Annotated in this window: 19 protein-coding genes; 16 read left to right on the forward strand and 3 right to left on the reverse strand. The window is 66.8% G+C overall.

Annotated elements, in window-relative coordinates:
* From ACPYOD_RS11585 to ACPYOD_RS11600, 4 genes are all read left to right on the forward strand, one after another.
* The coding region (locus tag ACPYOD_RS11585) for a serine hydrolase domain-containing protein (RefSeq protein WP_481301883.1) at positions 1–1,382 on the forward strand (1,382 nt) is incomplete at its 5' end.
* The gene (locus ACPYOD_RS11590; protein ID WP_481301884.1) at positions 1,342–2,040 is read left to right on the forward strand and encodes a M15 family metallopeptidase; all 699 of its coding nucleotides are present in this window, start codon (positions 1,342–1,344) and stop codon (positions 2,038–2,040) included. The genes ACPYOD_RS11585 and ACPYOD_RS11590, both read left to right, overlap by 41 nt.
* A 2-nt stretch (positions 2,041–2,042) precedes the next feature.
* Positions 2,043–3,080 carry a serine hydrolase domain-containing protein gene (locus tag ACPYOD_RS11595; RefSeq protein WP_481301885.1) on the forward strand — a complete coding sequence of 346 codons (1,038 nt, stop codon included), beginning with the start codon at positions 2,043–2,045 and terminating at the stop codon, positions 3,078–3,080.
* Between the two features lie 153 nt (positions 3,081–3,233).
* Positions 3,234–4,850, forward strand: a complete 1,617-nt coding sequence (locus tag ACPYOD_RS11600; RefSeq protein ID WP_481301886.1) for an NAD+ synthase — start codon at positions 3,234–3,236, stop codon at positions 4,848–4,850.
* 105 nt (positions 4,851–4,955) lie between these two features.
* Here ACPYOD_RS11600 and ACPYOD_RS11605 read toward each other — a convergent pair whose 3' ends face one another.
* Positions 4,956–5,783 carry an outer membrane protein assembly factor BamD gene (locus ACPYOD_RS11605; RefSeq protein WP_481301887.1) on the reverse strand — a complete coding sequence of 276 codons (828 nt, stop codon included), beginning with the start codon at positions 5,781–5,783 and terminating at the stop codon, positions 4,956–4,958.
* 69 nt (positions 5,784–5,852) lie between these two features.
* On the opposite strand from ACPYOD_RS11605, the gene rluD reads away from it, so the two are divergent.
* Together rluD and pgeF are read left to right on the forward strand one after the other, a co-directional pair.
* Positions 5,853–6,827 (forward strand): 23S rRNA pseudouridine(1911/1915/1917) synthase RluD, encoded by a 975-nt coding sequence (rluD, locus tag ACPYOD_RS11610; RefSeq protein ID WP_481301888.1) that lies wholly within the window; start codon positions 5,853–5,855, stop codon positions 6,825–6,827.
* A gap of 2 nt (positions 6,828–6,829) precedes the next feature.
* On the forward strand, positions 6,830–7,606 hold the full coding sequence (gene pgeF / locus ACPYOD_RS11615; protein WP_481301889.1) for a peptidoglycan editing factor PgeF: 777 nt from the start codon (positions 6,830–6,832) through the stop codon (positions 7,604–7,606).
* Here pgeF and otsA read toward each other — a convergent pair.
* Together otsA and otsB are read right to left on the reverse strand one after the other, a co-directional pair.
* The gene (otsA, locus tag ACPYOD_RS11620) at positions 7,603–9,021 is read right to left on the reverse strand and encodes an alpha,alpha-trehalose-phosphate synthase (UDP-forming) (RefSeq protein WP_481301890.1); all 1,419 of its coding nucleotides are present in this window, start codon (positions 9,019–9,021) and stop codon (positions 7,603–7,605) included. The genes pgeF and otsA overlap by 4 nt on opposite strands.
* Complete coding sequence (otsB, locus tag ACPYOD_RS11625; protein ID WP_481301891.1) at positions 9,018–9,803, reverse strand: trehalose-phosphatase; 786 nt, start codon at positions 9,801–9,803, stop codon at positions 9,018–9,020. The genes otsA and otsB overlap by 4 nt, the downstream gene beginning before the upstream one ends.
* Before the next feature lie 170 nt (positions 9,804–9,973).
* On the opposite strand from otsB, the gene clpB reads away from it, so the two are divergent.
* The 10 genes from clpB to ACPYOD_RS11675 all read left to right on the forward strand — a co-directional run bounded on the left by clpB (position 9,974) and on the right by ACPYOD_RS11675 (position 21,173).
* Entirely contained in the window at positions 9,974–12,556 is a 2,583-nt protein-coding gene (gene clpB, locus ACPYOD_RS11630; RefSeq protein WP_481301892.1) for an ATP-dependent chaperone ClpB, read from the forward strand.
* A gap of 80 nt (positions 12,557–12,636) precedes the next feature.
* Positions 12,637–12,951 (forward strand): FmdB family zinc ribbon protein, encoded by a 315-nt coding sequence (locus tag ACPYOD_RS11635; protein ID WP_481301893.1) that lies wholly within the window; start codon positions 12,637–12,639, stop codon positions 12,949–12,951.
* A gap of 87 nt (positions 12,952–13,038) precedes the next feature.
* Positions 13,039–13,596, forward strand: coding sequence for a DUF3011 domain-containing protein (locus tag ACPYOD_RS11640; RefSeq protein ID WP_481301894.1), 558 nt, complete (start codon positions 13,039–13,041; stop codon positions 13,594–13,596).
* A gap of 73 nt (positions 13,597–13,669) precedes the next feature.
* Positions 13,670–15,442 (forward strand): aspartate--tRNA ligase, encoded by a 1,773-nt coding sequence (gene aspS / locus ACPYOD_RS11645; protein ID WP_481301895.1) that lies wholly within the window; start codon positions 13,670–13,672, stop codon positions 15,440–15,442.
* A gap of 13 nt (positions 15,443–15,455) precedes the next feature.
* Positions 15,456–16,085, forward strand: coding sequence for an esterase/lipase family protein (locus ACPYOD_RS11650; RefSeq protein WP_481301896.1), 630 nt, complete (start codon positions 15,456–15,458; stop codon positions 16,083–16,085).
* A 172-nt stretch (positions 16,086–16,257) separates the two neighbouring features.
* On the forward strand, positions 16,258–17,001 hold the full coding sequence (locus ACPYOD_RS11655) for a YebC/PmpR family DNA-binding transcriptional regulator (protein WP_481301897.1): 744 nt from the start codon (positions 16,258–16,260) through the stop codon (positions 16,999–17,001).
* 14 nt (positions 17,002–17,015) lie between these two features.
* Positions 17,016–17,537 carry a crossover junction endodeoxyribonuclease RuvC gene (gene ruvC / locus ACPYOD_RS11660; RefSeq protein WP_481301898.1) on the forward strand — a complete coding sequence of 174 codons (522 nt, stop codon included), beginning with the start codon at positions 17,016–17,018 and terminating at the stop codon, positions 17,535–17,537.
* Positions 17,534–18,130, forward strand: coding sequence for a Holliday junction branch migration protein RuvA (ruvA, locus tag ACPYOD_RS11665; protein WP_481301899.1), 597 nt, complete (start codon positions 17,534–17,536; stop codon positions 18,128–18,130). The genes ruvC and ruvA overlap by 4 nt, the downstream gene beginning before the upstream one ends.
* 2 nt (positions 18,131–18,132) lie before the next feature.
* A complete protein-coding gene (locus ACPYOD_RS11670) occupies positions 18,133–20,034 on the forward strand; it encodes a potassium transporter Kup (protein WP_481301900.1) in 1,902 nt (633 codons plus the stop codon).
* A 344-nt stretch (positions 20,035–20,378) separates the two neighbouring features.
* The gene (locus ACPYOD_RS11675; protein ID WP_481301901.1) at positions 20,379–21,173 is read left to right on the forward strand and encodes a hypothetical protein; all 795 of its coding nucleotides are present in this window, start codon (positions 20,379–20,381) and stop codon (positions 21,171–21,173) included.
* Positions 21,174–21,203: the final 30 nt, after the last annotated feature.

The following is a 21,203-nucleotide window of genomic DNA, read 5'->3' on the forward strand; positions in this document are numbered from 1 at the left end:
TCGTCTACACGCGAACCGCCGGCACGCTGGCGGCCGGATCGGGGCGCAAGGTCGACAACCGCACGCTGTTCAAGATCGCCTCGAACAGCAAGGCCATGACCACGGCCTTGCTCGCGCGCCTTGTCGCCGCGGGAAAGCTGCGCTGGGACGACCCCGTGACGAAGTACCTGCCGGACTTCCGCATGAACGATCCGTGGGTCACGCGCGAGATCCAGGTGCGCGACCTGCTGATCCACAACAGCGGACTGCGCGAGGGCGCGGGCGACCTGATGCTCTGGCCGGAACCGAACCGCTTCACGCGCAAGGACATCCTCGCTGGCCTTGCCTACCTGAAGCCGGAGCATAGCTTTCGTTCGCGCTATGCCTACGACAACCTGCTGTATGTCGTGGCGGGCGAGGTAGCGGCCGCGGCCGGCGGCGCGGCTTACGAGACCCTGCTTCGCCGCGAAGTCTTCGCGCCCCTGGGGCTCTCCCGCTGCCAGATCGGCAGCTGGTCGCGCGACGGCGTGGGCAACGTGGCCCAGCCGCATTACCATGGCGAACACGGCAACGTGGTGACGAACGCCGATCCGGCCACGATTCCGGATATCACTTCCGCGGCAGCGGGCGGCGTGCGCTGCGACCTCGACGACATGCTGCGCTGGGCGTCCAACTGGCTCGGTCCCGACGCGTCCCAACTCGTCTGGCTCGACGCGAAGCAGCGCGAGCCGCTGTGGTCGATCCAGAACCCCATGCCGGTCGGCCAGCGCCGCAAGGCGTGGAACGACACGCACCTCTACGGCTATGGGTACGGTTGGCGCCTTGCCGACGTCGACGGCCAGTGGAGCGTGTCGCACACCGGTACGTTGTCGGGTATGTATTCCACGCTGAGCCTGCTGCCGGAGAAGCGCAGCGGCTTCGTCATCATGATGAACGGTGGCGGTGAGGATGCGCGCGACACGCTCGCCGAAGCCATCCTGAAGCGCTTCACGGTGCCAGGCGAGCGACATACGGTGGGCGAATACGCCGACCGCATCGCCGCGGAAGCCACCGCGCCCGGCAGCTCGCGCGCACCGGACACCTCGTCGCGGGTCGCCGCCTCGGCCGACGAAGCGAAGGGTTTCCTCGGCGTGTGGCGCGACCCGTGGTTCGGCGAGGTGAGCATCTGTCCCGCGAAGGGAGGCGTGGCGTTCGTGGCGGCACGTTCCCCGGCGATGACCGGCACCCTCGAGCGCGTGGGCGGCCGTTACCTCGTACAGTGGAAGGACGAGCGGATGGATGCCGAGCCCTGGCTCGAGCTGTCCGCGCCCGACCGTCTGCGCCTGACCAAGGTCGATCCCGATGCCGACTTCAGCAACGACTATGAAGACCTGGATTTCGCTCGCGTGCGTGCTTGCCCTTAGCGCCCACGCGGCGGATGCGCCGCCGCGCGTTTCACCGGCGCGCACCGCTGCGCAAGCGGGACTGACCGACATCCGCACCCTCGTGCCCGATATCGCCGAAACCATCCACTACGCCGGCAGCGACAATTTCACGGGCGCTCCCGTGGATGGCTATCGCGCGCCGAAGTGCTTCCTGCGCACCGCTGCCGCCGAGGCCCTGGCGCGGGTGGAACGCGACCTGCGCAAGGAAGGCTACCGGCTGCGGATCTGGGACTGCTACCGCCCGGCGCGCGCCGTCGCGAACTTCGTCCACTGGGCGGGCGATCTCGCGGACACGAGTACCAAGGCCGCGCACTATCCGAACCTCGGCAAGGACACGCTGCTGGGCGAGTACATCGCACCGGTTTCCGGGCACAGCCGCGGCGCGACCGTCGACCTGACGCTCATGCGCTGCGACGGCAACACGTGCAAGCCCCTGGACATGGGCACGGATTTCGACTTCTTCGATCCCCGCGCGCATACCGACTTCCCCGGCATCGATGACGCGCAGCGCGCCAATCGCCAGCGCCTGCTGCGCGCCATGGCGGGGCAGGGCTTCGTGAACTACCCGCAGGAATGGTGGCACTACACGCTGCCTTCCGCGGCCGCCGACACCCTTTTCGACGTTCCCGTGGAGTGAGCATGCGTCTCGTCATCGTGCTTGCCGGTTGCATCCTTCTGGTCGCCTGCGCGACACACCGGCCCCCCGTTTCTTCGGTGGACGCCTTGATGGCCCGCTACGACGGCGACGGCCCGGGTGCCTCGCTGCTCGTGGTGCGCGACGGCGTGCCGTTGGTGCGGCGAGGCTACGGGTTTGCCGATCTCGAACACCGCGTGCCGGCGTCGCCGCAGACCGACTATCGGCTGGCTTCCGTCAGCAAGCAATTCACCGCGGCGGCGATCCTGCTACTGGCGCAGGACGGCAAGCTCTCGCTCGACGACCGCGCGCGCAAGTGGCTGCCCGAACTTCCCACTGCGGCGGATGCCATTACCATCTCCCAGCTGCTGAGCCACCAGGGCGGACTCGTCGACTACGAGGACGTCATGCCGGCGGATACCAAGGTACCGCTACGCGACAAGGACGTGCTCGACCTGATGGCGAAGACGGATCGCCTGTATTTCGCGCCGGGTACCTCGTACCGCTACAGCAACGGCGGTTACGCGATGCTCGCGCTGATCGTGCAGAAAGCCTCCGGCATGACCTTCCAGGACTTCCTGCGCGAACGCATATTCCTGCCCTTGGGCATGAACGACACGCTTGCGTACGTGCAGGAGGGACCGCCTGTGCCCCACCGTGCGTTCGGCTACAGCGAGGAAAACGGCCGCTGGGTGCGGACCGATCAGAGCATGACGAGTTCGGTGCTCGGCGACGGCGGCATCTATTCGTCCATCGACGACATGGCGCGCTGGGACGCGGCGCTGTACGACGACCGCCTGCTCAGCGACGCCTCGCGTGCGGCGGCCTTCACGCCCAAGACCCGCACCGACGATCCGACGATCGAGTACGGCTACGGCTGGCGCATCACGGGCGATTCGGTGTGGCACTCGGGCGAGACCATCGGGTTCCGCAACGTGATCGTCCGTTACCCGAAGCGTCACCTGACGGTGATCCTGCTGACCAACCGCAACGACCCGGAGCCGTACAACACCGCCCTCGCGATTGCTCGTCTATACATGTAGGCCGGGTTTTGTGTGGGAGCCGCTTCAGCGGCGATGGGTGCTTGCGGAAAGCCTGCCCGCTACCGCGGGATCGCCGGCAAAGCCGGTTCCCACAGGAGGCCTCGATCCGCGTTGGCATATCATAGGGCTTCCCCGCGACTGCACGGATCCCCCATGTCCACGTTCCGCTTCGCCCTGGCCCAGTTCGACTTCCCCGTGGGTGCCGCCTCCGCCAATGCCCGGCGGGCGCAGGCGCTGGCCGAGGAAGCGCGCGACCGCCTCGGCGCCACGCTGATCGCCTTTCCCGAGCTCACCCTTTCGGGCTATCCGCCCGAAGACCTCCTGCAGCGGCCCAGCTTCCTCGAGGCCTGCGCGAAGGAACTCGCCGCCCTTGCGCCGAAGATCCAGGGCATCACCGCGGTGGTGGGCCACCCGGATACGCGCGGCGAAGTGTTCAACGCGGCCACGCTCATCCGCGAGGGCAGGGCGGAGTGGACCTATCACAAGCAGGCCCTCCCCAATTACACCGTGTTCGACGAGAAGCGCTACTTCCAGCATGGCGAGTCCACGCGCGTCTTCAGCATCGAGGGCGTGCGCGTGGGCATGCTCATCTGCGAAGACATCTGGGAAGCCGAGCCGGCCGCCCACGCGGCGGAAGCGGGCGCCGAACTGATCCTCGTGATCAACGCGTCGCCCTACGACCGTCGCCAGGCCGCCACGCGCGAGGAACTGCTGCGCCGGCGCGCCACCGAGAACGGCGTGCCCATCGCGTATGTGAACCTGGTTGGCGGGCAGGACGACCTGCTCTTCGACGGCCATTCGCTGCTGGTGCAGGCGGATGGCGACATCGCGGCGCGTGCGCCGTCGTTCGAGGAAATGCTGCTCGCCGTGGAATACGACACGGCAACGAAGCGGCTCACGGCGATCGACTGGCCGGCGCCGGACACGCGCTCGCCGGAAGCGATCATGTACGCCGGGCTGGTTCGCGGCGTGCGCGATTACATCGGCAAGAATGGCTTCTCCGGCGTTCTGCTGGGCCTTTCCGGCGGTATCGATTCCGCGCTCACCCTGGCCATCGCGGTCGACGCGCTGGGCAAGGACAAGGTCACGGCCGTAATGATGCCCACCGAATACACATCCGGCCTGTCGCTGCGGGAGGCCCAGGCCCAGGCCGAGCAGCTTGGTGTGGAATATCACGTGCTGCCGATCGAGGGGATCTATGGGGCATTCACCGATGCGCTGTCGCCCGTGTTCGCCGGCCGCCAGCCGGACATCACGGAAGAGAACCTGCAATCGCGCACGCGCGGCGTGTTGTTGATGGCGATGTCGAACAAGACGGGCAAGCTGCTGCTGTCCACCGGCAACAAGAGTGAGATGGCCGTGGGTTACGCCACGCTCTACGGCGACATGTGCGGTGCCTATGCGCCGTTGAAGGACGTGTACAAAACCACCGTCTATGCGCTGTCACGCTGGCGCGCGGCCATCGACGGCGCGATTCCCGTGGCGGTGATCGATCGTCCGCCCTCGGCCGAACTGCGGCACGAGCAGACCGACCAGGATTCGCTGCCGCCGTACGACGTGCTCGACGCCATCCTCGACATGTTCATCGAAGGCGAGGCCTCCGCGGAAGACATCATCGCCGCCGGCTACGACGACGCGACCGTGCGGCGGGTGATCCGCATGGTCTACGTGAACGAATTCAAGCGCCGCCAGGCGGCCCCGGGGCCACGCGTGACCACGAAAGCCTTCGGACGCGAACGTCGCTACCCGATCACCTCGGGCTGGCGATAACTGGGCGATAACTGTAGGAGCCGCTATAGCGGCGAGGGGAATTCACCTCGCCGCTTCAATGCTCCATGGGCTTCTCGCCGCCATGGCGGCTCCCACATGGGGCAATCAGTGATGCCCGGAGAACGGGATGGCCTTGCGCCAGATCGACGGGTGGTGCGGCCATTCCGGGTCCGCGAGGTACGGGTGGTCCGGGTAGTTCAGGGCCAGCACCTGGCGGGTCTGGTCGGCCAGCGGCTTGCGGTCGAGCGCGATGTAGCTGCGGGTGAGGATGGCCAGCGCATCGGCCGTCTGCGGCGACTGCTGGTAATGCTCGATGACGTACTGCGCGCGATCGGCCGAGGCGATATACGACTTCGTGCGCAGGTAATACTCGGCCACGTTGATCTCGAACTGGGCCAGCTGGTTGCGCAGGAAGATCATGCGCTGGCGGGCGTCCGTGGCATAGGCGCTGTTCGGATAACGCCGCGTCAGCTGGCTGAAATCGTCGAACGCGGTGAGGTTGAAGCCCTGGTCGCGACGGGTGGCGGAGCTTTCGCCGCGGGACAGGTAGCGTTCGATGAAGCCTGCCGTGCGGTCGAAATTGATCAGACCGCGCAGGTAATAGGCATAATCGGCATGCTTGTGGGTCGGAAACGTCTTGATGAAGCGATTGATCGTCGAGTACGCGTCGTCCGGCTTGTTGTCTTTGTACTGCGCGTAAGCCAGTTCGATCTGAGACTGTTCGTTGATGTCCCCCGACGGGAAGCGCGCGATGAGGCGCTCGTAGGCCTTCTCGGCCGCAGCGAAGTCGGAGTGCTCCAGTGACTCGTGGGCATTGGCATAGAGCCGGTCGACCGGCATCGTGTCGATCGTCTCCTTCTTGCTGCGGAACATCGAGCAGGCGCTCATCGACAAGGCGAGGACGAGCAGAATGGTGATCTTGGTTGCACGCATTGAGAGAGTTCGGATGCTTGAGCGAAAGGGCATGATAGCCGAAACCGGCCTTGGGCCGGGCGGGGCGGTATGACGACGGTCAGACACGAGGCCACCGTGCCGGTGGCGGCGGCGGGTCGGCGGTTCGACCAGTCCCTGGCCGAGATGTTCCCCGAATACTCCCGGTCCCGCCTTACCGGCTGGATCAAGGAGGGCAAGGTGCTGCTGGACGGCGCCCGCGTGGCCCCGCGCCACCTCGTGCGCGGCGGGGAGCAGGTGGCCCTGGAAGCCGAGCTGGAGGCGGAGGTGGATGCCCAGCCTGAGGACATCGCGCTGGACATCCGCTACGAGGATGACGACCTGATGGTGATCGACAAGCCCATGGGGCTGGTCGTGCACCCCGGTGCGGGCAATCCGGCGGGAACCCTGCTGAATGCCCTGCTGCACCACAGCGCCGCGCTGGCCGAGCTGCCGCGCGGCGGCATCGTCCACCGCCTGGACAAGGACACCGCCGGCCTGATGGTGGTGGCGAAGAGCATGGCGGCGCATACCGCGCTGGTGGCGATGCTGGCCCGGCACGACGTGCACCGGCAGTACGAGGCGGTGGTCCTGGGCACGATGGTGGCCGGCGGTACTGTCGACCAGCCGATCGGCCGCCACCAGCACGACCGCCTGAAGCAGGGTGTGCGCGACGTGGAAGACGGCGGCAAGGAAGCAATCACCCACTACAGGGTGCGCGAGCGCTTCCGCGCCCACAGCGTCCTCCAGTGCAACCTGGAAACGGGCCGCACCCACCAGATCCGCGTGCACATGGCCCACCTGGGCCACCCGCTGGTGGGGGACCAGCTCTACGGCAACGGCCTGCGCCTTCCGCGCGGGGCCAGCCAGGAGCTGATCGACGCTCTCCGCGGCTTCCGCCGGCAGGCGCTGCACGCGGAGAAGCTGGCTTTCGAGCATCCGATCACAGGCGACTACCTCGAATTCGACTCCCCTCGCCCTGCCGACCAGGAGGCGCTGATCGAGGCCTTGCGGGCCGACACCGCGCTGCATCCGATCGAGGACTGAGCATGGGCGGCCAGGCATGGATCGTTCCCGACTGGGAGGTTCCCTCCACCGTCGGGTCCGCGGTGTCCACGCGGCATGGCCCGGGGGTGTCGCTGCCGCCCTATGACCGGCTGAACCTGGGATTGCGTTCGGGCGACGATCCGGCGCTGGTGATCGCGAACCGTGCGGCATTGTCCCTGGCGCTGAACCTGCCGGCCGCGCCGCTCTGGCTGCGGCAGGTACACGGCACCGATGTCGCCGACGCGGACACCGTGCCCGCGTCCGGCGATGAGCCGGTGGCGGATGCCGCGGTGGCCCACGGCCCGGGCCGTGTGCTGGCGATCCTGACCGCCGATTGCCTCCCGGTGCTGTTCGCCAGCGACGACGGGCGCACGATCGGTGCGGCGCACGCGGGATGGCGTGGCCTCGCGGCTGGCGTGCTCGAGAACACGGTGGAACGGATGGGCGTGTCGCCCGCGTCGCTGGTCGCCTGGTTGGGCCCTGCGATCGGCGGGCCGTCGTACGAGGTAGGCGAAGAAGTCCGCGCGGCTTTCGTCGAACGCGACCCGGCAGCGGAAGCGGCGTTCTGCGCAACGCGTCCGGGCCATTGGACCTGCGACCTGTACGGGCTAGCGCGACTCAGGCTGGCGGCAGCGGGCGTCACGCGGGTCTCCGGCGGCGGCTTCGACACGTTCCGCGATGCGCGCCTCTATTCGTACCGCCGCGACGGCGCCGCCAGCGGCCGCTTCGCCTCGCTGATCTGGACACGCACGCTGAGCCCTACGATGCGAAAAGCTTAAGAGCTGAGCGGTACCGGCGACGGCATGTAGATCTCGGGCTTTACCCGCGGCGGTTCGGTCAGGGCGTGGAGGAAGGCGTTGCGCCAGGTGGTGATGTCGTTGCGTTCCAGTACGTCCATCATCGACTGCCAGCGCATGCGGCGTTCCTTCAGCGGCATCTCGAGCGCGCGCTTCAGCGCTTCCGACACCTCGTCCAGGTCGGACGGGTTCACCAGGAGGGCCGCATCGAGTTCCTGCGCCGCGCCCGCGAAGCGCGAGAGCACCAGGACCCCGGGGTCCTGCGGATCCTGGCAGGCCACGTATTCTTTCGCCACGAGGTTCATGCCGTCGCGCAGTGGCGTGACGAGGCCCACCTTCGCCACGCGGAAATAGCCGGCCAGGACCTTGTGCGCGAACGACTTGTTCACGTAGCGGATGGGCACCCAGTCCGGTTCCGCATACTGGCCGTTGATGTGGCCCGCGCTGCGTTCCAGTTCGCGACGCAGCGAGCGGTATTCCGGCACGTCCGAGCGGGAAGGCGGTGCGATTTGCAGGAGGGACACCCGGCCGCGCATTTCCTTGTGGTCGCGCAGGAGGCGCGCGAAGCCTTCGAAGCGTTCCGGAAGGCCCTTCGAGTAATCCAGGCGGTCCACGCCGATGATCAGGGCGCGGTCATCGATGGATGCCTTGAGCTTCGAGACGGCGCCGCTGTCCTCCGCGCGGTGTGCCAGCTCCACGGCCTCGGCGGTGTCGATGCTGATCGGGAACACGCCGGCGCGGAAAATGCGTCCGTTGGCGGCGCGAATGCGGCCGCCGGTGCGCATGGCGGCGCCCAGTTCGTGCAGGAAATAATCTTCGAGCGCGCGGAGGTCGCGTTGGGTATGCACGCCGACGAGGTCGTACGAGGCCAACGGCTCGAGGATTTCCTGGTGGCGCGGCAGCGTGATCAGGAGGCCCGCTGCGGGCAGCGGGGTATGCAGGAAGAAGCCGATGCGGTTCTCCACACCCAGTTCGCGCAGCATCGCGGCGAGAGGAATCAGGTGGTAGTCGTGCACCCAGACGATGTCGTCCTTGCGGATGAGCTTCGCCACGCGCTTGGCGAATGCGCGATTGACGCGCAGGTAGCCTTCCAGGTGGTCGCGGCGATAGTCAACGAGGTCGCCGCGATAATGGAACAGCGGCCACAGCGCGCGATTGGCGAAACCGCTGTAGTAGTCGTCATGGTCCGTCTTGGACATGTCGATCGTGGCGTAGCTGATGTTTCCTTCCTGGACCTCGTGCAGTTCCTTGCCGGTTTCGGCGGCGATGTTGCCGCTCCATCCGAACCACAGGCCGCCCATTTCCTGCAATGCCGCGTTCATCGCGGAGGCCAGTCCGCCGGTCTGCGTCTGTTTCGGCAGCGCGACGCGGTTCGATATGACGACTAGTCGACTCATTGTCTCCTTGCGGCTCCTTGCGTCAATGCGGCTTTCACGGAATCGAGCCAAGCATGGACATCGCCTGGGCTAGACAATGTGAACACGGCTGATGACGGTGTTCTTGCACCCACGCGCACCGACGCGCCGCCACGGTCGTTGACGAGGGCGAAAGCGTGCTCGTCGGTGAGGTCGTCGCCCAGGTAGACCGGATGCCGCGCCTGGAACGGGGGCGATTCGAGGAAGGCCGCTACCGCCACGCCCTTGTCCATGCCGCGCGGCTTGAATTCGTAGACGTAGCTGCCGGGCTGGAGTTCGAACCCGGGAAACCGTGCGGCGATGGCGGGCGCCACGCGTTCCAGTTCCGCCATGTATTCGGGATGTTCGCGGCAGTGCAGGGCGACGGACCAGCTCTTGTCCTCCACCCGCACGCCGGGCATGGCCAGCGCGGCCGCGTGCACCGTGTCCCGGAGGCGGGCCAGTTCGGCGGCGTCTACCGGCACGGTACTCGTGCGCCCGTCTGCGTCGCGACGTTCGAGTCCGTGCTGGCCCGCCGCGGCCCAGCGCGGACGGCCGAAGATGCTGTCGAGGCTCGCGATGGCGCGCCCGCTGACCAGGGCGAGGGCACCGCCCAGCACCTCGTGGAGGGCGTCGAGGGTGTCGAGCATGCCTTCGGGCACCGCCACGCCTTCGGGGTCGTCGGCGAAGGCGAGCAGGGTGCCGTCGGCGTCGAGGAAGAGAGCGGTGGCGGTCGTCACGAGGTCGGCAGGCGGGCGCGGCAGGCTTTCGCTGGTGGCGGTCACGGCGGCTCCAGGTTCGGTGATTCCTGCAAGGATGCATGCCGGATCGTGAAGAATCCGCTGCACTCCGGCGTAGGTTACCGTTGAAGGCACAGGCGGGAACCCGCATCTGTGTCGCCAGAGGCGGTCGCGGGGAGGGCCCGGGGCACGCCGTACTTTCGGAGACAACCAAGATGCGAATGGACAGACTCACGTCGAGATTCCAGCAGGCCCTGGCCGACGCGCAGTCGCTGGCCGTCGGCCGCGACCACAATATCCTCGAGCCGGCGCACCTCCTGGCGGCGCTGCTCGACCAGCAGGGCGGCTCGACCGCACCGCTGCTCACGCAGGCGCAGGTGAACGTACCGGCGCTGCGCCAGCGCCTGGGCGAGATCCTCGAGCGCATGCCGCGGGTCAGCGGGCAGGAAGGCAACATCAGCCTCGGCAACGATCTGAACCGTCTGCTCAACCTCACCGACAAACTGGCCCAGCAACGTGGCGACCAGTTCATCGCCAGCGAACTGTTCCTGCTGGCGGCGCTGGAAGACCGCGGCGAAACCGGCGGCGCGCTGAAAGCCGCGGGTGCGACGAAGGCAAACCTCGAAGCCGCCATCGACAAGCTGCGCGGCGGCGAGAAAGTGCAGTCCGAAAACGCGGAGGACCAGCGCCAGGCGCTGGAGAAATACACCATCGACCTCACCGAACGGGCCGAGAGCGGCAAGCTCGACCCGGTGATCGGTCGCGATGAGGAGATTCGCCGCACCATCCAGGTCCTGCAGCGCCGCACGAAGAACAATCCGGTGCTCATCGGCGAGCCCGGCGTGGGCAAGACGGCCATCGTGGAAGGCCTGGCGCAGCGCATCGTCAATGGCGAGGTGCCGGAAGGCCTGCGCGACAAGCGCGTGCTGTCGCTCGACATGGGTTCCCTGATCGCCGGCGCGAAGTTCCGCGGCGAGTTCGAGGAACGCCTGAAGGCCGTGCTCAGCGACCTGTCGAAGCAGGAAGGGCGGGTCATCCTGTTCATCGACGAGCTGCACACGATGGTGGGCGCAGGCAAGGCCGATGGCGCCATGGATGCCGGCAACATGCTGAAGCCGGCGCTGGCGCGTGGCGAGCTGCATTGCATCGGCGCGACCACGCTCGACGAGTACCGTAAGTACGTGGAAAAGGACGCCGCGCTCGAGCGCCGCTTCCAGAAGGTGTTCGTGGGCGAGCCGAGCGTGGAAGACACCATCGCGATCCTGCGTGGCCTGAAGGAACGGTACGCGGTGCACCACGGTGTGGAGATCACCGATCCCGCCATCGTCGCGGCTGCTACGCTCTCCGCGCGCTACATTCCCGATCGCCAGCTTCCCGACAAGGCCATCGACCTGATGGACGAAGCGGCGTCGCGCATCCGCATGGAGATCGATTCCAAGCCGGAAGAACTGGACCGCCTGGAGCGGCGGCTCATCCAGCTCAAGATCCAGCGCGAGATGCTGAAGAAAGAGCAGGACGAGGAATCGAAGCAGCGCCTCGCCAATCTCGAAGCCGACATCGAGAAACTCGACCGCGAGTTCTCCGACCTCAACGAGGTATGGAAGTCCGAGAAGGCCACGCTGCAGGGCGCGACGAAGATCAAGGAGCAGATCGAGCAGGCTCGCCTGGAACTGGAATCGGCGCAGCGCCGCCAGGACTATGGCGCGATGAGCGAGATCCAGTACGGCCGCCTGCCGGCGCTGGAAGCGCAGCTCGCTGCCGCGCAGAAGGCGGAGAAGCAGGACTTCACGCTGTTGCAGGATCGTGTCACCGCCGAGGAAATCGCCGAAGTGGTGGCCCGCTGGACGGGCATTCCCGTGGCGAAGATGCTCGAGGGTGAGCGCGAGAAGCTGCTGCACATGGAAGACGCGCTGCATGCGCGCGTGGTGGGGCAGGAGGAAGCGGTACGCGCGGTGTCGGATGCGATCCGGCGCGCTCGCGCGGGTCTGTCCGATCCCAACCGTCCGTACGGTTCGTTCCTGTTCCTCGGCCCCACGGGCGTGGGCAAGACGGAGCTGTGCAAGGCCCTGGCGGACTTCCTCTTCGACACGCAGGACGCGATGGTCCGCATCGACATGAGCGAGTTCATGGAGAAGCACTCCGTAAGCCGGCTGGTTGGCGCGCCTCCGGGTTATGTGGGTTACGAAGAAGGCGGTTACCTCACGGAAGCGGTGCGCCGCCGTCCGTACAGCGTGATCCTGCTCGACGAGGTGGAGAAGGCCCATCCGGATGTCTTCAACATCGTGCTCCAGGTGCTCGACGACGGCCGGCTTACCGACGGCCAGGGCCGCACGGTGGATTTCCGCAATACCGTCATCGTGATGACCTCGAACCTCGGCTCGAACCTCATCCAGGAGCAGGCCGGCGACAGCGAGGCCGACTACCTGCAGATGAAGGCATCGGTGCTGGGTGTGGTGCAGGCGCACTTCCGTCCGGAATTCATCAACCGCCTGGATGACCTCGTGGTGTTCCGTCCGCTGGACAAGAAGCAGATTCGCGCCATCGCGCGCATCCAGCTCGATTACCTGGCGCGCCGCCTGGCCGACCGCCAGTTGTCGCTGGACGTCACGGACAAGGCGCTCGACCTGCTGGGTAGCGCCGGCTTCGATCCGGTGTACGGCGCCCGGCCGCTGAAGCGGGCGATCCAGCAGCAGTTGGAGAACCCGCTGGCGCAGCGCATCCTGCAAGGTGCGTTCTCGCCCGGCCAGACGGTACGCGTCGATTCCGATGGCAGCCGCCTGGTTTTCGAGGCGGCATGATCATTGTGGGAGTCAGACACATTGAAAATCGGCTGCTCCGCCCGATAATGCCCGGCTGAAACATCCAGGATCCACCTGCCATGCCCATCTACGAATTCCAGTGCCAGGCCTGCGGCCATCGTTTCGACCGCCTGCAGAAGATGTCCGATCCCGATCCGGCCACCTGCCCGAGCTGCGGCGAGCCTCGCGTGGGCCGGATGTTGAGCGCCCCGCAGTTCCGTCTCGCCGGCAGCGGCTGGTACGAAACGGACTTCAAGAAGGAAGGCGACAAGAAGCGGAACCTCGCCGAAGGTTCGTCGGGCGCGCCGGCGCCGGCCGCGGCCCCCGCGCCCGCTCCAGCACCCGCGGCCTCTTCGTCGTCGTCTTCGTCGGGTGGCACTTCCTCCACCACCTGAACGGCCCGCGGATTCTTGCGATCCGTTCAAACATCATTGCGCCTTCCTCCGATAATTTGAGGCCACCTATATCGGAGGGACAGGGAAATGAAAGCGATCCTGGGAATGGCGGCGACGGTGGCGCTCGGCGCGGCGGCCTTCATGGCACCGCATGTCGCGCACGCGCAGCGCGGCGGCGACACGGTCAATTGCTATAGCGACAACGGGCGGCGGTCGTATTGCCGGGTGCCCTGGCGCGACGCCCGCCTCGTGCGCCAGGACTCCAAGACGGCCTGCATCCGTGGCCGTACCTGGGACATCGATCGCGGCGGCCTCTGGGTCGACGACGGATGCCGCGGCATCTTCCAGGAAGCGCGCGGTTGGGGCGGTGGCGGTCGGCCTGGCTGGGGCGACCATGGCGGCCGCCCGGACTGGGACGATGGTCGTCCGGGTTGGGGTGGCGGTCCCGGGGGCGGTGGCCAGATCGTTTCCTGCGACAGCAACGACAACAAGCGCGTGTTCTGCCGCTGGCCGATCGGACGTGGCGCCCGGCTCGTCGAGCAGACCTCGCAGAGCGACTGCCGTGAAGGCTACAGCTACGGTTTCACCCGCGACGGCATCTGGGCCGATCGGGGCTGCCGCGGCAAGTTCGACATCGGCCGCTGAGCGGCCGTCCAGGCTCTGACGGGACCCCGGCTCGTGGTACGATCCGGGGTCTTTTCTCCAGAGTTACCAGCGCATGCGCACCCATCTTTGCGGGCTCATCGACGAGTCGCTGATCGGCCAGGACGTCACCCTTTGCGGGTGGGTCAACACCCTTCGCCTCCAGAGCCACGTGGCTTTCGTCGACCTCCGCGACCACGAGGGCGTGGCCCAGGTGGTGATCGAGCGCGAGAACGCGGCGGCGTTCGCCATTGCCGGCGAGCTGGGCTATGAGTTCGTGGTGCGCGTCACGGGGCAGATCCGCAAGCGTCTCTCGGCGAACGACAAGCTGAAGACGGGCACGGTCGAACTGCTGGCGGACAAGGTGAAGATCCTCAACGCGGCGCGCGATCTTCCGTTCGCTCTGCACGAGTCGCCGAACGAGGATATGCGGATGACTTACCGCTACCTCGACCTGCGCCGTCCCGAGATGCAGAAGATGATGCGCACGCGCACCGCGTTGGTGCGCGAGCTGCGCCGCTACCTCGATGCCGCCGGCTTCCAGGACATCGAAACCCCGATCCTCACCAAGGCCACGCCCGAGGGCGCGCGCGACTACCTCGTGCCGAGCCGCGTGCACCCGGGCCAGTTCTACGCGTTGCCGCAGTCGCCGCAGCTGTTCAAGCAGATCCTGATGATGGCGGGCTTCGACCGCTACTACCAGATCGCCCGCTGCTTCCGCGACGAAGACCTGCGCGCCGACCGCCAGCCGGAATTCACCCAGCTCGACCTCGAGTTCGCGTTCGTGGAAGAGCGCGACGTGCAGGACTTCGTGGAGAACCTGATCCGCCACGTGTTCCGCGAAGTGCGCCATGTGGAACTCGACGCCGTCTTCCCCCGCATGACGTACGAAGAGGCCATGCGGCGCTTCGGCTCCGACAAGCCGGACCTGCGCATTCCGCTGGAACTGGTGGACATCGCCGACGCGGTGAAGCACGTGGAGTTCAAGGTCTTCTCCGGCCCCGCCAACGACCCCGCTGGCCGCGTGGCCGCGCTGCGCGTGCCGGGCGCCGCCGAACTTTCGCGCAAGGACATCGACGGGCTGACCGAGTACGCCGGCAAGTACGGCGCGAAGGGTCTTGCCTGGCTGAAGGTGGAAGACGCCGCCAAGGGCCGCGAAGGCATCAATTCGCCGGTGGCCAAGTTCCTCGACGACGCCGCGCTGGCGCAGGTGCTGGCGCTTACGGGCGCCACCACGGGCGACATCGTGTTCTTCGGCGCGGGCCCCTGGAAGACCGTCACCGACTTCATGGGCGCGCTGCGCATCAAACTGGGCCGCGACCGCGGCATGGTCGAGAACAGCTGGAAGCCGCTGTGGGTCACCGACTTCCCGATGTTCGAATACGACGAGGAAGAAAAGCGCTTCGTCGCGCTCCACCATCCGTTCACCGCACCGAAGGTCGACGACATCGCCGACCTGCGCGCCAACGCCGCCGTGGCCGTCAGCCGCGGTTACGACATGGTGCTCAACGGCAACGAGATCGGTGGCGGGTCCATCCGTATCCATCGGCCGGACATGCAGAGCGCGGTATTCGACCTGCTCGGCATCGGCGAGGCCGAGGCCGAGGCGAAGTTCGGCTTCCTGCTGAAGGCCCTGCGCCTCGGCGCGCCGCCGCACGGTGGCCTGGCCTTCGGCATCGACCGTATCGCCGCGCTGATGGCCGGTACCGAATCCATCCGCGACGTCATCGCTTTCCCGAAGACCACCAGCGCGCAGGACCTCATGACCGACGCGCCGTCGCAGGTATCGGAGCCGCAGCTGAAGGAACTGCACGTTCGCGTGGCCGCCGCGGAGCCGGCGAAGGCCTGATCCGGATGCCCCGATGATCGCCTCCCAGGCCCACGTCCTGCTGCTGCACGGGCTGTGGATGCGCGGGTTCGCCATGGCCATGTTGCACCGGCGCCTCCGCGAGGAAGGCTTCGAGGTACACCAGTTCGAGTACATGAGCGTGGCCGCGCCGCCCGAGCAGGCCATCGCGCGGCTGCGCAAGCGTATCCGTGCGTTGGCGCCCGGGCCGGTGCACGTGGTGGGGCACAGCCTGGGCGGCATCCTGGCCCTGCTGGCCTGCCACGACGACGACCTGCCCGACGGGCGCATCGTCTGCCTGGGCTCACCGCTCAACGGCAGCGGCGCCGCACGCGGCCTCACCCATCGCTGGGGCGGCGACATGCTGCTGGGGCGCTCGAAAGAACTGCTCGAGCACGGTCTCGACCGCTGGGACGGCCGGCGCGAGGTGGGCGTGATCGCGGGGCGACAGCCCGTGGGCCTCGGGTCGCTGGTCGGTGACGTGGGCAGCGAGCACGACGGTTCCGTCGGCGTGGAGGAAACCCGGTTGCCGGGTCTCACCGCGCATTGCGTCCTGGAAACCAGCCACACGGGCATGCTGGTCTCGGCCGACGTGGCCCGCCAGGTCGCATTTTTCCTGCGCAAAGGCCGCTTCGATACCGCGTAAGTGCCGTGCCTTTGTGGGAGCCGCTTCAGCGGCGATCTCTGCCCTCGGCGGGGACGCCCGCAGTCGCGGCATCGCCGCTGAAGCGGCTCCCACACAAAGCGGACCCCCACAAATTTCTCGCTCCTACGTTAGAATCGCGCCCCTGTCCGTCCGGTAGGTCCAGGAATCGAACATGGGTAGAGGCCCGTCCATCGAAGGTCGCAAGAATGCCGAAGACGCCAAGCGCGCCAAGGTGTTCACGAAGCTGATCCGCGAAATTACCATCGCCACCCGTGGCGGTGTACCCGATCCCAACGGCAACCCGCGCCTGCGCGCCGCCGTCGACAAGGCCCTTGCGGCCAACATGACGAAGGACACGATCGAGCGCGCCATCAAGCGCGGCTCGGGCGCCGAAGGCGGCGCGGACATGCACGAAATCCGTTACGAGGGCTACGGCCCGGCGGGCACCGCGCTGATCATCGACTGCGTCACCGACAACCAGACGCGCACCGTGGCCGACGTGCGTGCCGCGCTCAACAAGCTCGGCGGCAATATGGGCACCACCAACTCGGTGGCGTTCCAGTTCACCCGCGTGGGCCAGGTGGTGGTGCACACCGGTGGCGACGCCGACGTGGAGGCGAAGCTCGAAGAAGCCGCCATCGAGAACAATGCGGAAGACATCGTGATCGAAAACGGCATCGGCACGGTGTTGCTGGCACCCGATCCGATCGCCGTGGAAGCTATGCGCAAGGCGCTGGCCGCCGCGGGCTTCGACATCGACGGTTCCGACGTGGTCATGCGCCCGAACGGGCCGCTGGTCACGCCGACCGGCGAGGCGCTCGAGCAGTTCGAAAAGCTGCTGGACCGCCTGAATTCGCTCGACGACGTGGACGAGGTCTACCACAACGCCGTCCTGCCGGCCCACGACGAGGGCTGACGCCCCGTCGACCCATGATCCGCATCCTCGGTATCGATCCGGGCAGCCAGCGTACCGGCGTCGGTGTCATCGACGTGGCGGACAACGGCGCGGTGAGCCATGTATGGCACGGTGCGCTGCTCGTCTCCGGCGAGGCCACCTTCCCGCTGCGCCTGAAACGCATCTTTGACGAGCTGTGCGGCATCATCGGCGAGCATGGTCCGGCGGAAGCCGCGATCGAGCGCGTGTTCATGGCGCGCAACGCGGATTCGGCCCTGAAGCTGGGGCAGGCACGCGGCGCGGCCGTGTGTGCCGTGGTCAGCCAGGGAATCGTCGTGCACGAGTACGCAGCGACCGAGGTGAAACAGGCGGTGGTCGGTACCGGCCGCGCCGACAAGGCCCAGGTCCAGCACATGATCGGGATGATCCTCGGCATCAAGGGTCCGCTGCAGGCGGATGCCGCCGACGCGCTGGCGATCGCCATCGCCCATGCGCACACCCGTTCCAGCATCGAACGCGTGGGCATCCCGCGCACCGCATGGAGACGCCGCCGATGATCGGCCGCCTGCGTGGCACCCTCATAAGCAAGCAGCCCCCGTCGCTCCTGATCGAAGTGGGTGGCGTGGGCTACGACGTCGACGCGCCCATGTCGACCATCTACGACCTGCCCGCCACGGGCAAGGAAGTGACGCTCCTCACCCACTACGCGGTGAAGGAAGACGGCGTGGCGCTCTATGGTTTCCTGCGCGAGGCGGAGCGGGCGATGTTCCGCAATCTGCTCAAGGTGAGCGGCATTGGCGCGAAGATCGCGCTGGCCGTGCTGTCCGGCGTCGCCACCGACGAATTGTCACGGCTGGTGCATGCCGGCGACGTGGTGGCGCTGACCAAGATTCCGGGCATCGGCAAGAAGACCGCCGAGCGCATGGTGGTGGAACTGCGCGATCGCGTGGATGCCGCGGGCGTACGCCTGCCCATTGGCACGGTGGGCGAGGTTGCACCCGCCGATCCCGTGGGCGAAGCCACCGTCGCCCTGCAACAACTCGGTTACAAGCCCGTGGAAGCTTCGCGGCTGGTACAGAAGGCGGCGGCGGAAGGCGATTCCGCCGAGGCCATCATCCGCAAGGCGCTGCGCGCGGCGCTCGGAGGTTGAAAGTGAAATCGGAAAACCACGCCGAAGACGTACAGCACGCGCACGGCCGCCGGTTGGGCGCGCTCGCGCTCGGCGCCATCGGCGTCGTCTTCGGAGACATCGGCACCAGCCCTCTGTACGCCATGAAGGAAACGCTGGGCACGCACGGCATGACGCCGCACCCGGCCGCCGTGCTGGGCGTGCTCTCGCTGATCTTCTGGTCGCTGATCATGGTGGTGTCGTTGAAATACGTCACCTTCGTGATGCGCGCGGACAACAAGGGCGAGGGCGGCATCATGGCCTTGATGGCGCTGGCGCAGCGCAGCGTCAGCGGCTCGCCCCGGGCACGCTGGGTGCTGGCGGCCATCGGCATCTTCGGCGCGTCGCTGTTCTACGGCGACGGCGTGATCACACCGGCCATCTCGGTTCTTTCCGCCGTGGAGGGCCTGGAAATCGCCGCGCCGCAGCTCGACACCTACGTGCTGCCGATCTGCCTGGTCATCATCTTCATCTTGTTCGCGGTGCAGCGGCACGGTACGAACATCGTCGGCAAGGCGTTCGCGCCGGTCATGGTGCTCTGGTTCCTCGTACTGGCGTTCCTCGGCCTGCGCCAGCTCGTAGCGCATCCCGAAGTGCTGGTTGCGCTGAATCCCTGGTACGCGGTCGCCTTCTTCCGCGAACACGGCAAGCTGTCCTTCATTGCCCTGGGCGGCGTGGTGCTGGCACTCACGGGTGCGGAAGCGCTGTATGCGGACATGGGCCATTTCGGAAAGCGTCCGATCCGGCTCGCCTGGTTCGGGTTCGTGCTGCCGGCCCTGCTGATCAACTATTTCGGCCAGGGCGCGCTGCTCCTGCACGACCGCAGCGCCATCGAGAATCCGTTCTACCGCATGGTGCCGGAGGAGTGGCTCTATCCGATGGTGGCGTTGTCGACGATGGCGGCGATCATCGCGTCGCAGGCCGTCATCTCGGGTGCCTTTTCGATGACCCGCGAGGCGATGTCGCTCGGCTACTCGCCGCGCATGGCTGTGGTGCATACGTCGCACGAGATGTCGGGGCAGATCTTCGTGCCCTGGGTGAACCGGCTGCTGCTGGTCCTGGTGTTCCTCGCCGTGATCGGTTTCCGCTCGTCCAACAACCTTGGCGCGGCGTACGGCATCGCGGTGACCGGCACGATGACGATGACGACTCTGCTGGCGCTGGTGGTGGCCCGCAGGCGCTGGGGCTGGCACTGGTCCGCCGTCATCACCGTGGGCGTGATCTTCCTCATCACCGACCTTTCGTTCTTCGGCGCGAACGCGCTGAAGATCGCCCATGGCGGCTGGTTCCCGCTGGTGCTTGGCGTGATCATCTTCACGGTGATGACGACCTGGCGCCGGGGCAGGGACCTGGTGGTGCGCGAGATCAAGCAGTCGGGCCTGGCGCTGGAGCCGTTCGTGGCGAACATCGCGGACCATCCGCCGTTGATCGTCCCGGGCACGGCGGTATTCCTCACCGCGAACCAGAACGCGGTGCCGCACGCGATGCTGCACAACCTGAAGCACAACAAGGTGCTGCACGAGCGGAACGTGTTGCTGACGGTGGAAATGCTCGAGACTCCCGTCGCGGAGAGCGACGAGCGCATGGAAGTCATCGAGTACGGCAATGGCTTCTACGGCCTGCAGCTGCGCTACGGTTTCGCTGAGGACCCGAACATTCCCAATTCGCTGGCGCGCGCGGGCGCACTGGGTCTGGACTTCGACATGATGGACACCACGTTCTTCCTGTCGCGGGAAACGATCGTCGCGGACGCGCGCCGCCCAGGCATGGCCCTGTGGCGCGACAAGCTGTTCGCATTCCTCGCGCGTAACGCAATGCCGGCCACGGCGTTCTTCCAGATCCCGGGCAATCGCCTGATCGAACTGGGCGCGCAAGTCGAGATTTGAGGTTGCTCCCTAGGCCCTCCCGTCGCCCCTGCGAAGGCAGGGGCCCAGCGACTTTAGGGCGCGCGAAGTCCGTCCGCCGCTAACTAATCGGACAACCCGCTAGCGCGGGTTCGTGCCTCAAGCGGCTTCGTCGCCGTATGGATGGCGATGACTGTCCGGGCCGGAGCAGGCGTCGGAGAAAAGTGCTTGAAGTCGTTGCTGCCCGCGCGGACTGCGAACTCCGCACCTTCATGGAACGCCTCCTGATCCCGCTGCTGTCTTGCTCGCTGAGTTTCTAGTTTGAAATACGTCCGACTGGAGGACCTCCTCATCGGCCACGGACTGCAATCTGACGGAGTGGTGACATGAAACGGACTATTCGTAAGTTTCTTGCGGTTTCTATCGTGGCCGGGTGCGGCATCGTGACGGGCGTTCACGCCGAAGAGGCGGTTCCTGTCGATTCAGTTGCGGCCGAAGCTCATATGCTGCAGGAGGCGGTCAAGCGAGCCAAAGCGGCCGGCATCGACATGACCCGGGTGCCGGCATCTCCCGGGCTGCATATCGTTCCGCTCGACCAGTCGCCCTTTGTGGGTCCCGCTGCGCGGCAGGCTGCACGCGAACTCGCGGATCAAGCGGCGAAGGGGGCACACGTCGCCCGATCGGGGGACGTGCCTGATCTTCGCGCCGCCGGTCGACGGCCGGATGGTCGAAGCCGCGCGGCTGTCTCCGACGTGCCGCACCGGTCGCTGGAATCGATTCGTCCGCGCCTGCGTTACGACCCGATTTCCGTGCGGGGCACCATTCTCGAGAAGACACCTCTTGCCGAAGCCACGACAGCCGGGGGGCTTCGCGATGGGCGTTGGACAGGCGTCACGCGGGCATGGGAGGTCCCTGGATTTGGATATGTGCAATTGGACGAGTCGGAGTACCGCGAGAGCGGTGGCTCTATCACCGTAGCGCAGGAATGGCTCAACGCCGATGTCAACGGTAGCCCCGCCTCAATCCAGACGAAGCGGGAGCGTCTCGGTAAGGGCTTGGTGTCGCTGGCATGGTTCACTGACAGCACGGTGTTCCGCATGGACTTGCAGCCGCTCGACCCTGCGGCGGTGAAAGCGAACGAGGAATCGCTGCTGGCGCTGGCGCGCAGCCTGGGCGGGTGACTGTCATTCGGGCCGCGGGGCGAGCCGTCC

Source organism: Luteibacter sp. HAY1-4A (genome assembly GCF_056755355.1).

What these genes read in the sequence shown, in the direction of transcription:
- ACPYOD_RS11590 (WP_481301884.1), top strand. Translation starts at nt 1,342, where the DNA reads ATGAAGACCTGGATTTCGCTCGCGTGCGTGCTTGCCCTTAGCGCCCAC.
- ACPYOD_RS11595 (WP_481301885.1), top strand. Translation starts at nt 2,043, where the DNA reads ATGCGTCTCGTCATCGTGCTTGCCGGTTGCATCCTTCTGGTCGCCTGC.
- ACPYOD_RS11600 (WP_481301886.1), top strand. Translation starts at nt 3,234, where the DNA reads ATGTCCACGTTCCGCTTCGCCCTGGCCCAGTTCGACTTCCCCGTGGGT.
- ACPYOD_RS11605 (WP_481301887.1), bottom strand. Translation starts at nt 5,783, where the DNA reads ATGCGTGCAACCAAGATCACCATTCTGCTCGTCCTCGCCTTGTCGATG.
- rluD (WP_481301888.1), top strand. Translation starts at nt 5,853, where the DNA reads ATGACGACGGTCAGACACGAGGCCACCGTGCCGGTGGCGGCGGCGGGT.
- pgeF (WP_481301889.1), top strand. Translation starts at nt 6,830, where the DNA reads ATGGGCGGCCAGGCATGGATCGTTCCCGACTGGGAGGTTCCCTCCACC.
- otsA (WP_481301890.1), bottom strand. Translation starts at nt 9,021, where the DNA reads ATGAGTCGACTAGTCGTCATATCGAACCGCGTCGCGCTGCCGAAACAG.
- clpB (WP_481301892.1), top strand. Translation starts at nt 9,974, where the DNA reads ATGCGAATGGACAGACTCACGTCGAGATTCCAGCAGGCCCTGGCCGAC.
- ACPYOD_RS11635 (WP_481301893.1), top strand. Translation starts at nt 12,637, where the DNA reads ATGCCCATCTACGAATTCCAGTGCCAGGCCTGCGGCCATCGTTTCGAC.
- ACPYOD_RS11640 (WP_481301894.1), top strand. Translation starts at nt 13,039, where the DNA reads ATGAAAGCGATCCTGGGAATGGCGGCGACGGTGGCGCTCGGCGCGGCG.
- aspS (WP_481301895.1), top strand. Translation starts at nt 13,670, where the DNA reads ATGCGCACCCATCTTTGCGGGCTCATCGACGAGTCGCTGATCGGCCAG.
- ACPYOD_RS11650 (WP_481301896.1), top strand. Translation starts at nt 15,456, where the DNA reads ATGATCGCCTCCCAGGCCCACGTCCTGCTGCTGCACGGGCTGTGGATG.
- ACPYOD_RS11655 (WP_481301897.1), top strand. Translation starts at nt 16,258, where the DNA reads ATGGGTAGAGGCCCGTCCATCGAAGGTCGCAAGAATGCCGAAGACGCC.
- ruvC (WP_481301898.1), top strand. Translation starts at nt 17,016, where the DNA reads ATGATCCGCATCCTCGGTATCGATCCGGGCAGCCAGCGTACCGGCGTC.
- ruvA (WP_481301899.1), top strand. Translation starts at nt 17,534, where the DNA reads ATGATCGGCCGCCTGCGTGGCACCCTCATAAGCAAGCAGCCCCCGTCG.
- ACPYOD_RS11675 (WP_481301901.1), top strand. Translation starts at nt 20,379, where the DNA reads ATGAAACGGACTATTCGTAAGTTTCTTGCGGTTTCTATCGTGGCCGGG.